Below are 15,623 nucleotides of genomic sequence, written 5' to 3'. Positions count from 1 at the left end.
CCTCCTTATCACATCATAATTGCTCCATCCACATGAAGCGTGTGACCGTGGACATAGGAAGCCTCATCAGATGCTAAAAATAAATAAGCATTGGCAATATCTCTAGGTGTTCCTAATCTTTGCAGTGGCACGATGGAGCGCATTTGTGCTAGCACATTTTCTGGCATTTTCTTCACCATATCTGTTTCTGTAAAGCCTGGAGCCACCGCATTCACGTTGATACCCTTGCGCCCTAATTCCTTTGCCCATGATTTGGTCATGCCGACGATAGCAGCCTTAGTGGCAGCGTAATTTGTTTGACCAACATTGCCATAAACACCACTAACAGAAGATGTATTTATAATTTTGCCCCCACCGGCTGCAATCATATGTGGAATCACCTCTTGTGTGCAATGAAAAACGCCAGTTAGATTCACATCAAGCACCTGGTGAAACTGCTCTTCCGTCATTTTTGTTAACATCGCATCACGTGTAATACCTGCATTGTTCACTAAAATATCAATTCGGCCATAATGCTCTATAACCGATGCTACTAGCTTCTGGACGCTCTCTCTATCCGCAACATTTACTTGCACAAATAATGCCCGTTCCCCTAATTGCTGGGCAGCTGAAACACCCGCTTCCTCATTAAAATCCGCAATGACAACGAATGCACCCTCTTCAATAAATCGTTCAGCAGCAGCAAAGCCAATCCCGTTCGCAGCTCCTGTAATAACGGCAACTTTATTGTTTAAACGCATATTTTTTTCCTCCAATTTCTAAAAATGCTTCAATTTCAGTTGTAAGCTGTGGTAAATCATCAATTAACGGTGAGTGACCGCAGTCTTTTAAGCTGACGAATTGTGCATTAGCACCTAAATCGAGCATTGTTTCGTCATTCATTCCTTCTGTTATGACGTAATCGCGATCCCCTCTTAACACTAAAACTGGAATGGTAATCTGTTGTACCTCATGAGTGCCTTTTGTGACCTCATTATCAATAACACTTATATTAAAGATATTTAATGCATGATAAACTTCAGCGAGATTTCTTTGCGTCAGCATATCCTCCACATATGTCTGATAGTGTTCCGAGCTAGGTTGATTATGGGTGTAAATAAGTGTGTTCCAGATCGACTGTAAGCCTTGCACATTTTTGGAATCATAGAAGCCTTGTACTAATTTTGTTTTAGTCGTATCGACAAGTACTTCTTCATAGGTAAATGCCCTCTTTAAGGCAGCTTGATTGCCAGTACCTAAATCCGTGTAAAATGGATAACCTCTCGTAGATGCCGAGGCTAGTAAAATAAGCTGCTGACAACAGCCTGGATACTGAGCGACAAACTGCATACATACAGCTCCGCCCGTTGACCAGCCAATCATGTCAAACTGTTGCAATTGAATGGCGTCCACAAAAAGCTTCACATCATCGCTAAAATCCTTAATCGCGGAAATCGGTTTATGATAAGATGAACCACCAAAGCCTCGTAAATCCATCGCGTAAATTGTATATTTTTCATCCAACGCGTCGATTAGAACGTCCCAATGCTTGGAGGATGTCATATTACCATGAATAAGCAATAAAACACGTTCTCCCCCTTGACGTTTACGATACGCAATCGTTTCTCCATTAGATAGCTGAACAGTTTTTAACATCGCATTTCCCCCTTATCCCCATCGAATCGTAATAGCTCCCCAAACATAGCCAATACCTGCACTAACAAGTGTGACGATGTCTCCATCGTGGATACGGCCTTCATCTAACGCCAGCTGCAATGATAATATTTGGTCAATCTGTCCGATATGACCATACTCTTGTAAGTATATGGACTGCTCCTGCTGTAAGCCGAGTTCAGTTAATATATAATCATGAGCAGATTTTTTCATGTGAAGCATCGCTAAATAACTAATATCCCTCTCAGTTAATCCACTTTTCGTCAAGGATGTTCGAATTACCTTCAAAAAATTGCTTAAAGATTTTTGCTCTAAGCGCTCCTTCATTCCAATCGGATCGATCACATCGAGCTGATACAAATTATTTTCTAAATCAGAAGGTGTCAAAGGTTTTTTTGTACCACCAATAGGCACGACTACATCCTCTGAGAACGAGCCATCCGTCATAATATCCGCCTCTAATAAATGATTTTTATCATAGTCTTTTTGTAACAAGATAGCGCCACCACCCGCAGCTAAATTGTACATAAAACGTGTGCGAGGATTGCTGTAATCGATAAAATCAACATTTCGATAGCCACCAGCTAGGAGGATAGTATGAATGGAATCATCCGATGCCATTAAGCTTTTCGCTAGTTTTAGCGCCATAATGGTCGTGCCGCATCTTAATTGCACATCGAATGCCCAAGCATTTACGGCACCTAGCTCCTCCTGCATTTTTATCGAGGCAGTCCACAAAGGATACTCCTTATGCTCCTCTCCCATATAAATCACAACATCAATGTCTTTCGGGTCGATATTAGCCTTGCGTATAGCGTCCTGCGCTGCCCATATACCCATTTGAACCGTATGATCGTGCTCACCAGGAATAGGTTTTTCATAGATGCCCATTTTTTGTCGAATAATATCCTCTGGAATATTGGAAAGCCTCGCAATCTCTTTAGCTGTCATTTTCGTTTGTGGAATATAGATTCCTGTACTTACAATGCCTACTGTCATTCAAATCGCTCCTTTTCCTGCGACGGGGCAACCGATGTTTGACCTTTTTCCTTGTGCTTTAATCGCCATTTCCAAAACATCAGGCGCAGTGATCCAATAATTCCTTTTGGGAAAAAGATAACAGCTAAAATATACAGAATTCCAAAGAAGATAATCCAACGTTCAAATATTGGATAATCACGAGCTAATCCTGAAAGTGCATGCTGTGCATATTCAATAACAGCCGATCCTAGTAATGGTCCAACTAATGTGCCCACACCGCCAATAATCGTCATTAATAATGCATCTAAAGTAATGTCCATTGTCATCACACTCGTATTGACAAAACGTAATGAGACAGCATATAAAGAGCCTGCTAAGCTTGCAACGGTACCTGCCACAACTGATGCAATCACTTTATAGTACAAGGTGTTATAGCCTAATGATTTTGTTCGTTGTTCATTTTCCCGAACAGCAATTAATATTCGACCAGTTGGCGAGTTAACGAAACGATATAGCGCAATAAAAACCACGACTAAGCATGCTAGTACAAAGAAATAAAACGTCATTCGATCTCTAAACATTTCGGGTGCTCTAAACGTAAAACCATCATTTCCGTATGTAACAGAACGCCATTTTTCTGCCACTACTAAAAATAGTCCCGAAAAAGATAATGTCAGCATCGCAAAGAAATGACTTTTTAATCGTAGTGTCAGTAATCCTACAAAAAAACTAATGAACCCTGCAAGCAATATTCCTACTACGATAGATAAGAAAAATGTCGAGAGTGTTGGCTCCATTTGTTTCAGCATGACTGCCGTTGTGTAGGCACCTAAACCAAAAAACATCGCATGCCCGAACGACACAATACCTGTATAGCCAAGGAGAATGTCATAGCTCATCGCTAAAATACCGAAAATAAAGATTTGCGTTAATAAAATAATGAGCGTCCTTGAATCATTGACGAAAGGGAGAAGCACTAATATTGCCAGCATGAGGAAAAAGCCTACATACTTTAATGAAAGCTTATTTTTCATGTCGATCTCTCCTTTCGCATAGCAAATAAACCTTGTGGACGGAAAATTAAAACAATGGCCATTAAAATCATATTGACCGCGAGCGATAGCACTGGCACATAATAAGCCATAAAGCTACCTGCTAAGCCGACTAATATAGCTGCCAGTAGCGAGCCTGAAAAACTGCCCATTCCTCCGATTACGACAACGATAAAGCCTAAAATCGCATACTCCATGCCCATTTCCGCATAGATGACACCTGAATATGGTGCCATTAACATGCCGCTAAGTGCTGCTAGTGCCGCACCAACCATAAAGACATATAAAAATACCCGCTTTATATGAATGCCAAGTGCTTGTGCCATTTCTTTATCCTGAACACCCGCCCGAACGATTAGCCCAATTTTCGTTTTCTTTAACATGTATTGGAAAATACCGAAAATGATAAACCCTACAACAATAATAAATAATCGATATTTAATGATAATAACGTCTCCAATTTCCCAGCTGCCTGTTAAGTAGCTCGGCGTTTTCACTGCTACACCATTTGGACCAAAAACAACTTTAATCAACTCCTGTAGAACAAGCATCAGTCCTAAAGTAATTAAAATTTGCTGAATATGATTGCCGTACACAGGTGTGATAATTAATTTTTCTGTAATAAGTCCCAATAAAGCTCCTGTTATGACAGCACCTACAACGCCAATGAGAAAGCTCTCTGTATACATGTACGTAAAGATCCCAGCATAAGCCCCCCAAACAAATAAACCACCGTGAGCAAAGTTCAAAACATCCATTAATCCAAAAATTAGCGTCAGACCCGCTGCCAGTAAAAAAATTAACATGCCAGTTGCCAGGCCATTAATGACTAAATTGACGAATAGCTCCAATCAAATACACCACCTTTATCCGATTCCAAGATATTTTCTTTTTAGTTCTTCATGATGGATAAGATCCTGCATGTTGCCCGAATGAACGGTTCTGCCATCATCAATCAACGTATACGTATCACCAATTCGACTCGCCATCATAAAGTTTTGCTCCACAAGAATGATGGACGTTTGCTTCTTCATTTCAACGATGGCCTCCATCACTTTCTCTACCACTATTGGCGCTAGTCCTTTAGAAGGCTCATCAATCAACATTAACTTACTATCATTGATAAATGCCCGTGCCATGGACAGCATTTGTTTTTGACCACCTGAAAGATGTCCACCAGCCTTTTTCCAAAATTTCTTTAAATCAGGAAACAGCTCTAGCACATAATTTTGTCGCTCTAAAGTAGCTGTATCTTCTTTGCGCATAGCCACTTTCATATTTTCCTCTACGGTTAAATCTGCAAAAATACCTTGGTTTTCAGGTACATAGCCTATTCCTAATTTTGCAACTTTATAGGTCGGGCTTTTTTTAATAGAATGCGAGCGAAATTCTACCTCACCCTTTGAAGCAGGCGTTAACCCCATAATCGTTTTTAAAGTGGTCGTTTTGCCAGCCCCATTTCTGCCGAGCAGTACACTTACCTGCCCCTCCATTGCCTCAAAATTGACCCCCTGCAAAATATGGTATTGGCCGATATATGTGTGGACATCATTTAATTTCAGTAAGGTGTTCATCGTACAGACCTCCTAAATATGCATTTTGTACGGTTTCATTTTTCATGATGTCCCCTGGTGTTCCATCCGCAAGAAGCTGGCCATTAAATAGCACCATAATCGAGTCCGATAAATCTAGAATCATATCCATCTTGTGCTCAATGAGGAGAATGGTTTTATCGCCTTGATTTTTAATCGTGCGAATCACCTCTAAAATCGTTGGCACCTCCTCTAAGGACATGCCTGCCGTTGGTTCATCAAGTAAAAGAATTTCTGTATCAAGTGCTAACAGCATAGCAATCTCAAGCTTTCTCTTTTCCCCATGGGACAGCATTGTCGTTAGGGCATCTCTTTTATTGTCAAGCAAAACAAGTGATAATAGTTCCTCTGCTTTTTCTGTAATCGCCCTATAGCTTTTATAATGGCGAAATAATTGATAACGAACTTTCTCCTTGGATTGCACAGCTAAACGGACATTTTCTAAAACGGTCAAGTTCGGAAAAACATTCGTAATTTGAAAAGAGCGGCCGAGACCCATTCGTGTTCTTTCAATTGCTGATTTTTGTGCAAGTGATTGTCCCTTAAAATAGACATCACCAGCAGTCGGCTTTAACTCTCCACTAAGCAAATTAAAAAAGGTTGTTTTTCCAGCTCCATTTGGTCCAATAATGGATTTCAAATGCTTTTCCGGCATATTAAAATTTACCTGGTCGACAGCTGTGTGTCCGCCAAAACGAATGGTTAAGTTTTCTGTTCGTAAAATAGGTTCCATCGTATTCTCCTTTCAAGTACTTCTATCTCTCTTCACCCATTCTCATCTGAAAGTGGGTGAAGAGAGACAGAAAAATATCTGTCTCGTATTTTCACTTATTCAGGATCGGAGGTGCCGTTTCTTCAGGACTTAGCTCACGAATTAGCACTGGTACCGGATAATCTACACCATCTTGTTTTTCCAGACGGATAGAATACATCGACTGTAATGCTTGATGGTCTTCTTTTCGGAAAGTCATTTTTCCTTTTGGCGTTTCAAATGACATCCCTTCCATAATGCCGATAAGTTTTTCTGCATCTGTATCGCCGTCTGATTTTTTCAGCGCATCTACAATTGAGATGGCTGCAGACATGCCTCCTGGCGTAAATAAATCCGGAACTTCATTGAAGCGTTTTTTATGTTCCTCAACTAACCATTTATTTACATCATTTTGTGGTAACGTATGATAATAAACAGAGAACCCTTCCATACCGATTAATGGATCCATAAATTTCAATGCAATAATATCTGGTGCACCTGTTGAAATTTTTATGCCCTTTTCTTGAATTTTTAAATCTGCAATTTGATTCCACGGTGAGTTCGCACCAGCCCATACAACAAATAAATAATCTGGTTTTTTATCAATTACTTTTTGCAAATTGGATGTAAAATCAGTTGCTGCTGGATCTGCATATTCCTCTAAAACAATATCTGCGCCAAGCTTTTCTGCAGCTGTCTTAAATGCCTTCACCCCATCCCAGCCAAAAGAATAATCTGGCGCAAACGTTGCAATCTTAACACCTTTTCCTGCGATCGCTGCCGCTGCTGCATAAGCATCCTGTGAAGAATTTCGACCTGTACGGAAAATATATTTATTAAATTCTGAGCCCGTAATACTATCCGCTACCGCAGGCTCCACCACCATAATCTTTTGATATTCTTCCGCAAGTGGTAGTACAGCGAGCGTATCACCTGAGCTAGAGGAACCTACTAAGAAATCAACCTTGTCATCTTCTAATAGTTTCGTTGCTTTTTGTACCGCAACCTCAGGCTTTGTTTCAGTATCTTCATAAACAATTTCTATTTTCTTACCGTTAACCTCCATCGTACCGCCTGTAGCATAATCAATCCCTAATTCAAAGCCATTCTTTGTTTGTTTCCCATACGACTCCAGAGCACCCGTCAATGACGCAAGCACACCGATTTTAATAGTGCGGCCTTCTTCAGTAGTAGCCCCCTTTGTATCATCCTCCGAGGCCTTACCACCAGTTGAACTATCCTTCGTCTCATCCGAATTACAAGCCACCATCAACATCGTTAGCATCAATAAAAGCATAAATAACCAATGCTTCTTCATCCCATAACCCCTTTCATAATAAACTAAAAAAGAAAGCGCTTTCGTTGTTATATCCACTATATAAAACTGTAGTTACAAATTAGTTACAAGATAGTTGGGTCAGTTTATGAGCCTAACAACTCTGCAGCGAAAGTGGAGTGGAACGAAGCGCGACGGAAGTGTGGTTTTCCGTGTATGAGGGTTTTATCGAAACAGTTTTGAGATTTATCGAGAACTTTTGATTGTTTATCAACCAACTTTATTAATTTATCTACCAACTTTCGAAAAATATCGATATCTACCACCTTCATGCACGCTATCTGACCGCACTGATGCTTTATGTCGCTTCACTTGATCAAAGGGATAATTCTAAAGTCATTTACTTTTCGCTTTTTCAGTAGCTGTCCTTTTATCATCAATTCCGGGGATGAAAGGTTTATCGGAACAATTTCAGATTTTATCGGAATGTTTCATCGATTTATCGGAACATTTGTGAATATACAGCGCAGTAGCATACTTTGTGGGAGCTATTTTTTCTGCAACGACAGCAACGAACCTCTTCAGCAGTTTTATATAAATTTCATATTAATTCATTAGTAATAATATATTATCCATATTGAAATCTGGTTTTTATAATGAAGATAGCACTTTTAAAAGGAGGGACTAGAATGGAGTTTAGTAAACTTGGCAATAGCGGATTAACAATAAGCAAGATTGCATACGGAAATTGGATAAATCATGGGGGTAAAGTAGATGAGGATACTGCAAAAGAGTGTGTTAAAGCAGCACTAGATGTCGGTATAACTACATTCGATACTGCTGATGTTTATTCAGAAACTAGAGCTGAAGAAGTACTCGGCAGGTCTTTACAAGGTATACGACGGGAGAGCATTGAACTATGTACAAAGGTGTGCCATCCGACTGGGAATGGGCAAAACGATAAAGGTTTATCAAGAAAACATATTCTAGAAAATTGTCATGCATCTTTGCGTCGGTTACAAACAGACTATATAGACGTCTATTATGCACACAGATTTGACCCAACTACTCCTCTTGAAGAAACGATGTTAGCTTTCGCAGATCTTGTAAGACAAGGTAAAGTGCTTTATATCGGTGTAAGTGAGTGGACAGCAGAACAAATTACCCGTGGTGCAGCACTTTCACGGGAATTGAACATTCCTTTCATCGCAAGCCAACCCCAGTATTCAATGTTGTGGAGAGTTATCGAAAGCGATGTTATACCAACCTGTCAACGTGAAGGACTTGGGCAAGTAGTATGGTCGCCTTTAGCACAAGGTGTTCTCACTGGAAAATATCTACCTCAAAAACCAGTACCAGCCCAATCGCGTGCTAATTCTCCGGCTGGCAAACCATTTTTTAATAAACTTGCTCAACGTTGGATGAACGACAATGTACTCACTGCTATTCAGAAGCTTAAACCCATCGCGCAAGAAATTGATCTTACCCTCGCTCAACTCGCAGTAGCTTGGGTACTACAAAACCAGAATGTTTCCTCAGCAATTATCGGTGCCTCGAGCCCAGAACAGGTAAGAGAGAATACGCTCGCTTCTGGTGTCAAACTAGACATTGAAATTATGAATCAGATTGACAAAGTATTAGAAGGTTTCGTTGAGTACGATCCAAGTAAAACAGGTTAATACTATTGTGTTACCCATCCCCCTTAGGATGGGCTTTTATCTTTGGTGATCAAATTGCAAGATCGAATACATCTCTCTAACAACTGTTAAGAAATGATTTACTACTACAGATTTTTCATCTTCTCTCCAGCCAACATATAAATTTACCTTTGGTGTAGTCTCTTGGATTTTTTTATAGATAACCCCAGGATGTTTATAACTCTCCACCGAAGATGGAACGACAGAAACTCCCATCCCGGTTGCCACTAGATTTACAATTGTTTGCATTTGAATAGCTTCTTGAACAACATTTAAACTTACACCATGCTCCCAAAAGTAGCTAATAATTAAATCATAAAAATTTGGACCCATATGACGCGGAAACAAAATAAATGGTTCATCAATTAACAATCGAAGTGGTATTTCGGGCAATGAGGCGAAAGGATGATCTTGATGTAAAACCAATCTTAAAGATTCTTCCGAACAAACTTCAGAAGTTAGTATCCCGTTGTTCTGTTTAGAACGAATAAATCCAATATGAATTTGTTTCTCATAAAGTGCTTTTAATTGCTGCTCCGTTGTCATTTCACGTAATATAAGATGGATTTTAGGAAAGCGTTCTCGAAATTCATTAAGAACTTCTATAACAATTTCTGCGGAATCGACAAAACCAATAATTAAGCTCCCTATTTTCCCTTCAGCAGCAAGTTGTGTTTCTTTTATGGTTCTTTCTAACTGAAGCAGTGTTTGTTGAGATCCTTCTAAAAATATCCTCCCAGCATCCGTAAGTTCAACCATTCTTTTCGTTCGATGAAAAAGTTGAACTCCCAATTCTTCTTCTAATTTACGAATTTCTTGGCTTAAAGGAGGTTGCGCCATCCTAAGGCGTTCTGCCGCACGACTAAAATTCAATTCTTCTGCCACCATTATGAAATATCGCATTTTCCTAATATCCATTTGCAACTATCCCTTCTACTAAAATCGATTAAGGACTTTTTTTAATATCAAACTCATTTTGGTGCATAGTATTTTCGTAGCCATGCTTTTTATGGTATACAGCTCTTTGGTTAGGGAGATGAAGATTTAAATTCGCCTGTATTTCTTATTTTCTTAAGCTAATGCTTCATCAATGTTCATTAAGGAAAATAAGTGATAAAAATTAGACAATAAGAATCCTTTGAAATTATTGAATAAGTGAGTTATTCAAAAGATTCCATTCTGTCTTTTACTTAAAATGTATTTCAATCAATATATTCCACTACCCGCTTCAACCATTCATGCATAAGGCTATTAAACAAATTCGCTTGTTCAATTTGCAAGTTATGCCCAGCCTTATCTAAAATTGTGAAGGCTGCTCTTGGGAATTTATCTAAAATGGCGAAAGCGTCCTTATAGCCAACCATGGAATCTTGTTTGCCTAACAAAAATAAACAAGGTTTATCAAATGAAATTTCATCTACAGGAAAAGTAAAACTATAGCTTTTTTGGATTTTTTCTAAAAATTCTACATCTGCGTTTCTTTGACCTGCTAACACTTCATTTCTATAACGATGACAATTATATTCATCTAAAACAACAAGATGTGAGCTAAAATCCTCTAGCTCCTCTTTCGTTAATGTCGATAAAAATTCTTTATCCGCCAAGACAACACTTTGGTCTGGTACTGTTCGAAGTTGTTTATCAGGAATAATCAACGGACAAATAAACCCAGCCCCTAAAATTTGTTCATGATACTCTCTCATGATTCCACGCACTAAATATCCACCATAAGATTCTCCTACCAATAAATAACGTTCATTTGGTATTAATGAGTGAATTAGTTCTACTACTGCCTCTAGCATTTCATCTGAATTATTGATCTTTTCGTAGTCTGTCGTTTTTCCCATTCCTGGAAGGTCAATATAGATTCGTTTCCAGCCTTCCCTTTCTGCAAAAACAGGCTCCATACATCCCTTCATTAGTCTATGGTCTGGCGAATATCCATGGAGCATAACGATTGGTGTTCCAGTCCCAATTATTTCATAGTAAATATTCGCCTTACTTACCTTACAAAATGACATTGTAGTTCCTCCAATATTTTTATAAAAATTATTGATTATATAAATGTTATGTTTATTCTTACAGGAGTCGGTCGATTGGCGTGGAGACTGTGCGACTCCTTAGGGTCAGATGACAGCGTCAAAGATGAGATTCTGCTGCATTTCTGTGCGAAAGTGAAGCGACAACAAAACGGCTCAACGGACGTCCCCAGGAAAGCGCCTTGTCGGAACGGAAATCAACCCACGTCATGGTTATGCCCCCAAAATAACCAATCGCGTAATATACCCTATCCGATTATTAAATCATAAACAACCATCGTCGATTCCATCGGTGTTGTATTTAGTTCATTTTTTAATTGCTGCACACATTTTTCATACCATTTTAACGCTAGGGAACGGTTTTGTAATTGAAAGTAACTATACATCAACAATCGATAGCCTTCTTCCCATAATGCATCCTCACGAATCATTCTTTCTGCATAAAAAATAGCTTGCTTATAATTTTGTTGCCGCGTTGCATTTTGTGCTAATCTTTCCAGTACTTCAATATATAATGACTGTAACTTTTCACGATCCTGTAGAAGCCAATCTAATTGTTTTTTTTCAGCGTAAAGTGCATCCGTGTAGCTTGTTTCAGCAAGATGCAGCCATTCGTTTGACAATTGTGGATCGAACTCCCCCATCCCTAATTCATAAAAGTAGAGAAAGCGTTGAACATCAATTTGCAGAAATTGAATTTGCTGCAATTGGTACATATTATTTTTACGCTGAATGAAAAAGCTGTCCTGACGCGCATTTCTATTTGGCTCAAGAACTTTTAATAACGTATTCAATACAACTTTAAAATCTCGATCTAGTGAATCAACATTCCGCTCTGGCCATAATGCCTGTGCCATCTCTTCCTTTGGTGTAAAACGGTTGCGATGACAATATAAATAGACGAAGAGCTCCTTCGATTTATCGCGTTGCCATTCTTTATCTTCAAGCTTTCGATGCTTTCTTATTAAATCCAAACTTCCTAATAAATTCACCTGTACTTCGTCATGCGGATAAACGATATTGTCCTCTACTTGAAAATAATTACGCATTTTTAAAATAGCGGCATTTTCTCCATCACATTTCCTACTAAATTGTAAAAGCTCATAAAAAATCATTCGATTCGGTGGACCGAGAATAGTTTTCCTCTGTAAAAAGTAGTCATAGCCATTATTGATGCATAACTGTGCAAACTGCTGAAAATAATGATTGAATGGTTGAGGATTATTTTCTTTGAAGGCAATGACAGAGTGAAAGAATAATACATGCATCTCCCCATTTTGATCGCCACAGTCATGGAAAAGTCTCTGTGCCTTTATTAATAATTGCCGTGCTCGTTCAAATTCCTGTTGAGAAATAATAATTTTAACCTCAGCGATTAATATAAGAGCGGTCATCCATGCATCTTGAACTTGCTCCGTTTCCCGTAAGCCAAGTGCTACATATTTTTTAGCAGAGATAATATCTCCTTGTGCATGTTTGACAATTGCTAGTCCCATATACGGCTCGGCCTTTACGCGAGAAATATTAATGGTATTCAACAATGTAAGGGCTTTTTCATAAGCATTGCAGGCTCCTTGATAATCAGGAAAATCCACTAATAGTAACGCATGTGCTTTGCGAATATAGCCAACAGCCTCAATAAAAACAGATTTCTCACGTAATCCCCTACGAATCCCATGCTGAGCGGCATACCAAGCATCCTTGCCCAACCCTAATAACGCATAGACAAATGATGCCAACAGCTCACTCTCTCTATGTGTCGCGACAAGCTGTGGCGGTAATTCCAACCGCTGCGTCAGCAATTCCTTTGCCTCTAGTAGCTGCCCTGTTCTTAACAATATGCGAACATCAACATTTGCTCTTTGTAGCACTTCCTCCGTCAAAACAACCTCATTTGTAAAAGTTTGTGCCCCTTTTGCTCTCCCTAAATTCACCAAATTCTCTGCATACTGACGTTGCAATTCGAGAAGTTCCTCTTCGTTTAACGGTGTATGCTTTGCTAACTCTAATGCTCTTTTTAAATGCGGCTCTGCCAATGCTGGCTGGATTGTATCGAGATAAATATGTGCTAAACCTGCTTGCGCTTTCGTCATAAAGAGATAATCATTCTTACTTTTTGCGATGTTTGCACAATGTTCATAGGACTGCTTCGCTCTTTCATAATAAGCACGATAGCGATGGCACTCACCTTCAAAGTAATATAATTCGTAATATTCCGATTTTTTATCAGCTGTAAATCGATTTATTTTTTCTAATAGCCACTCAAATTGTCCTGCACGGACTAGACTTTCGGCATGATTTTGTAATAACGCACCACAAAAATCCTGATCATTCGTTTTAAATGCATGATGAAGAACAGCTTGTATATTGTTCTCTTTTACATAATACAATGCTGCTTGTTTATGCAATGCAATATATTGCGAAGCATTTTGTCGCCATTTTAGCTCTAAAAACCGAATGAACAATGCATGAAAACGATATAAACCATCCGTTGTGATCGGTTGAATAAATAAATGTCGCTGTACAAACCGTTTTAACGCCTCTGCTATTTCCGAACCATAAAATTGTGTGATAAACTCCTCAGAAAATGTAGGGAAAATCGCCAACTTTAGTAAGGCCCCTTGCTCGAATGCTGACATCTTAAAATAAACTTCCTCCGATAAATAGGTGAATAGATCATTAGTAGAGATATTTAGCCAATGCTCTAAGGATTCATTGTTCCATTGCTCAGCTAATAAAGAAATACTAATTGCCCAGCCCTCTGTAATTTCTAAAACCTTAGAAATTTCTTGTCCTGTTAAACGCACTGCTACATAATCCTCGAAAAAAACAGCGATCTCCTCTGAAGAAAACGCTAATTCACCTTCAGAAATAACGAGTAATTTTTTTTGTAGCTTTAATCTTCTCGTAATATCCCAATTCGGCAACGTTCTAGAGGCGACGATAAAATGAACATTCGGTGGTGAAAACTCAATTATTTTTTCCATCACATAATTAATATGAAATTCATGATCAACAAGATGGTAGTCGTCAATGACAATTAAAATCGGCCCTTTGATTTCACATAAACTATTAACAAATAGCTTAAACCAACGATTAAGTTCTTCTATTTTCGGAAAACGAGATAATTGATTCCATGCATCAAATTCTTGACCGAAGCTTGGAACAATTCGTGTAATACTAAAAAATAAATGCCTTAAAAACGGCAAAATATTATCATCTTCCTCGGACACACTGTACCAGGAAAATTTGTTTGATTGGGCATGTAGAAATTGTGTAAGGATTGTTGTTTTACCATATCCTGCCCCACTATGAATAAGTGTGCAAGAATTTTCTAGGGATTTTTTTAATGTTCTCATTAATGTAGCTCTACTAATACAATGGTTGGACGGTCTTGGTGGAATACATTTTGATTGAATAATAATGTCTGTAGTCATTTCGTGATAACCTCCCCATTCAACTGGTTATGTAAGGTTACAAGTCTTCAAAGTTTAAAATCTTTTAAAATATGGACTCATCATCATAAAATGGGGTTGATTTTTTAAAATCCAATAATTTCAAGAATGCAAACTCACGTATCGTAATTATTACTTAAATAAATCACGAAAGGAGTTACCACTTTTTACTCCGAGTTTATCAAATTGATGTTACCGTTACTATCTTTTTTCAAGTTTCTTTACCACCGACGAATGGTAAAAATCAGCTCAAAAATTACTTATCATATTTCTTAAACTCAGGAGTTTCCATTAGTCTTTGGAAAAAGACATCTTTGGCTTCCCTATAGGCATCCATTGATTTGGCTTCGTATTCTTTCTTCAATTTATCATATGCATCTCGATATTTATTATTTGCCAATAAAACTTCTCTAAATTTCCAAAAGAAATCAAACTCAGAATCAATTACAGTTAATTGAACTCCTAAAGGAGGATTAGTTGTATCATCTTTAAATGCCCTAAAAGTATTTGTTTTGATGCTTTCATCATTTCTTTCATATAAATTAGATAGAAGTTCTACTGCTTTCGAAAATTGTTCAGCACTAACACGTACTTGGATGTCTAAATCACCTTTCGTAATGCTATTAGGAATTGCTGAACTACCAACATGCTGGATATCAGCCTCCGGTATTAAATCTGTTATTTTATTTTTGTGTATCAAAAAAGTTTTCTCAGCATTTTCATGAAATAGTTCACTATTAAAAAAATTTACTTTTTCCATATATAACTCCCCCAATTTACAAAGCAGCAACGTTACATTATATAACTACTTTAGTAGATATTACTAAATTACTTTATAGTAAGTGTAGCAATTTCAGTTGGCTATATCCTTTATTTTACCATCATAGCCCACTTTTACCTTATCGCCAAGATGAAATATTTCCTCTAGGTACTTCGCAAGATTTACAATAATTTTTATGGTAGCTGCACTTCGGCCATGAAAGTGTCGTGTTATAATCCATAAAATCAATGAAACCGAGCCATAATTGATTAAGAAGGAGATAATTTCCTTGTATCGAATAAACTATATAAGAATAGGATAGATGAGGTGTTCGATTGCAGAAGATAAGAACTGAAACAGAAAGATT

At 38.2% G+C, this 15,623-nt stretch carries 13 protein-coding genes; 1 reads left to right on the top strand and 12 read right to left on the bottom strand.

Going from position 1 to position 15,623, the window contains the following annotated elements; translation table 11 throughout:
• Nucleotides 1-8: 8 nt before the first annotated feature.
• The 8 genes from fabG to ACYQ73_RS06205 form a co-directional block, all read right to left on the bottom strand.
• Nucleotides 9-740 (bottom strand): 3-oxoacyl-ACP reductase FabG, encoded by a 732-nt coding sequence (fabG, locus tag ACYQ73_RS06240; protein WP_460011676.1) that lies wholly within the window; start codon nucleotides 738-740, stop codon nucleotides 9-11.
• Nucleotides 724-1,635, bottom strand: a complete 912-nt coding sequence (gene phaZ, locus ACYQ73_RS06235) for an intracellular short-chain-length polyhydroxyalkanoate depolymerase (RefSeq protein ID WP_460011675.1) — start codon at nucleotides 1,633-1,635, stop codon at nucleotides 724-726. Before phaZ ends, fabG begins: the two co-directional genes overlap by 17 nt.
• 12 nt (nucleotides 1,636-1,647) lie before the next feature.
• Nucleotides 1,648-2,652: a 3-oxoacyl-ACP synthase gene (locus ACYQ73_RS06230; RefSeq protein WP_460011674.1), complete on the bottom strand. Its 1,005-nt coding sequence runs from the start codon at nucleotides 2,650-2,652 to the stop codon at nucleotides 1,648-1,650.
• On the bottom strand, nucleotides 2,649-3,668 hold the full coding sequence (locus ACYQ73_RS06225) for a branched-chain amino acid ABC transporter permease (RefSeq protein ID WP_460011673.1): 1,020 nt from the start codon (nucleotides 3,666-3,668) through the stop codon (nucleotides 2,649-2,651). The genes ACYQ73_RS06230 and ACYQ73_RS06225 overlap by 4 nt, the downstream gene beginning before the upstream one ends.
• Nucleotides 3,665-4,537: a branched-chain amino acid ABC transporter permease gene (locus tag ACYQ73_RS06220; RefSeq protein ID WP_460011672.1), complete on the bottom strand. Its 873-nt coding sequence runs from the start codon at nucleotides 4,535-4,537 to the stop codon at nucleotides 3,665-3,667. Before ACYQ73_RS06220 ends, ACYQ73_RS06225 begins: the two co-directional genes overlap by 4 nt.
• 15 nt (nucleotides 4,538-4,552) lie before the next feature.
• Complete coding sequence (locus ACYQ73_RS06215; RefSeq protein ID WP_460011671.1) at nucleotides 4,553-5,260, bottom strand: ABC transporter ATP-binding protein; 708 nt, start codon at nucleotides 5,258-5,260, stop codon at nucleotides 4,553-4,555.
• Nucleotides 5,235-6,011, bottom strand: coding sequence for an ABC transporter ATP-binding protein (locus tag ACYQ73_RS06210; protein ID WP_460011670.1), 777 nt, complete (start codon nucleotides 6,009-6,011; stop codon nucleotides 5,235-5,237). The genes ACYQ73_RS06215 and ACYQ73_RS06210 overlap by 26 nt, the downstream gene beginning before the upstream one ends.
• 91 nt (nucleotides 6,012-6,102) lie before the next feature.
• Nucleotides 6,103-7,347 (bottom strand): substrate-binding domain-containing protein, encoded by a 1,245-nt coding sequence (locus ACYQ73_RS06205; protein ID WP_460011669.1) that lies wholly within the window; start codon nucleotides 7,345-7,347, stop codon nucleotides 6,103-6,105.
• Nucleotides 7,348-7,994: 647 nt separating this feature from the next.
• Here ACYQ73_RS06205 and ACYQ73_RS06200 point away from each other — a divergent pair.
• Nucleotides 7,995-8,984, top strand: coding sequence for an aldo/keto reductase family protein (locus tag ACYQ73_RS06200; protein WP_460011668.1), 990 nt, complete (start codon nucleotides 7,995-7,997; stop codon nucleotides 8,982-8,984).
• 36 nt (nucleotides 8,985-9,020) lie between these two features.
• Here ACYQ73_RS06200 and ACYQ73_RS06195 read toward each other — a convergent pair whose 3' ends face one another.
• From ACYQ73_RS06195 to ACYQ73_RS06180, 4 genes are all read right to left on the bottom strand, one after another.
• Nucleotides 9,021-9,920, bottom strand: coding sequence for a LysR substrate-binding domain-containing protein (locus ACYQ73_RS06195; protein WP_460011667.1), 900 nt, complete (start codon nucleotides 9,918-9,920; stop codon nucleotides 9,021-9,023).
• 284 nt (nucleotides 9,921-10,204) lie between these two features.
• Entirely contained in the window at nucleotides 10,205-11,023 is an 819-nt protein-coding gene (locus ACYQ73_RS06190; RefSeq protein WP_460011666.1) for an alpha/beta fold hydrolase, read from the bottom strand.
• A 266-nt stretch (nucleotides 11,024-11,289) separates the two neighbouring features.
• Nucleotides 11,290-14,478, bottom strand: coding sequence for a BTAD domain-containing putative transcriptional regulator (locus ACYQ73_RS06185; protein ID WP_460011665.1), 3,189 nt, complete (start codon nucleotides 14,476-14,478; stop codon nucleotides 11,290-11,292).
• Nucleotides 14,479-14,752: 274 nt separating this feature from the next.
• On the bottom strand, nucleotides 14,753-15,256 hold the full coding sequence (locus ACYQ73_RS06180; protein WP_460011664.1) for a GrpB family protein: 504 nt from the start codon (nucleotides 15,254-15,256) through the stop codon (nucleotides 14,753-14,755).
• Between the last annotated feature and the right edge of the window lie 367 nt (nucleotides 15,257-15,623).

The organism is Lysinibacillus sp. CTST325, from assembly GCF_054665055.1.
The sequence above is the reverse complement of the archived record's forward strand: the minus strand, read 5'-3'. Positions and strand labels throughout refer to the sequence as shown.

What these genes read in the sequence shown, in the direction of transcription:
- fabG (WP_460011676.1), bottom strand. Translation starts at nt 740, where the DNA reads ATGCGTTTAAACAATAAAGTTGCCGTTATTACAGGAGCTGCGAACGGG.
- phaZ (WP_460011675.1), bottom strand. Translation starts at nt 1,635, where the DNA reads ATGTTAAAAACTGTTCAGCTATCTAATGGAGAAACGATTGCGTATCGT.
- ACYQ73_RS06230 (WP_460011674.1), bottom strand. Translation starts at nt 2,652, where the DNA reads ATGACAGTAGGCATTGTAAGTACAGGAATCTATATTCCACAAACGAAA.
- ACYQ73_RS06225 (WP_460011673.1), bottom strand. Translation starts at nt 3,668, where the DNA reads ATGAAAAATAAGCTTTCATTAAAGTATGTAGGCTTTTTCCTCATGCTG.
- ACYQ73_RS06215 (WP_460011671.1), bottom strand. Translation starts at nt 5,260, where the DNA reads ATGAACACCTTACTGAAATTAAATGATGTCCACACATATATCGGCCAA.
- ACYQ73_RS06210 (WP_460011670.1), bottom strand. Translation starts at nt 6,011, where the DNA reads ATGGAACCTATTTTACGAACAGAAAACTTAACCATTCGTTTTGGCGGA.
- ACYQ73_RS06205 (WP_460011669.1), bottom strand. Translation starts at nt 7,347, where the DNA reads ATGAAGAAGCATTGGTTATTTATGCTTTTATTGATGCTAACGATGTTG.
- ACYQ73_RS06200 (WP_460011668.1), top strand. Translation starts at nt 7,995, where the DNA reads ATGGAGTTTAGTAAACTTGGCAATAGCGGATTAACAATAAGCAAGATT.
- ACYQ73_RS06195 (WP_460011667.1), bottom strand. Translation starts at nt 9,920, where the DNA reads ATGGATATTAGGAAAATGCGATATTTCATAATGGTGGCAGAAGAATTG.
- ACYQ73_RS06190 (WP_460011666.1), bottom strand. Translation starts at nt 11,023, where the DNA reads ATGTCATTTTGTAAGGTAAGTAAGGCGAATATTTACTATGAAATAATT.
- ACYQ73_RS06185 (WP_460011665.1), bottom strand. Translation starts at nt 14,478, where the DNA reads ATGACTACAGACATTATTATTCAATCAAAATGTATTCCACCAAGACCG.
- ACYQ73_RS06180 (WP_460011664.1), bottom strand. Translation starts at nt 15,256, where the DNA reads ATGGAAAAAGTAAATTTTTTTAATAGTGAACTATTTCATGAAAATGCT.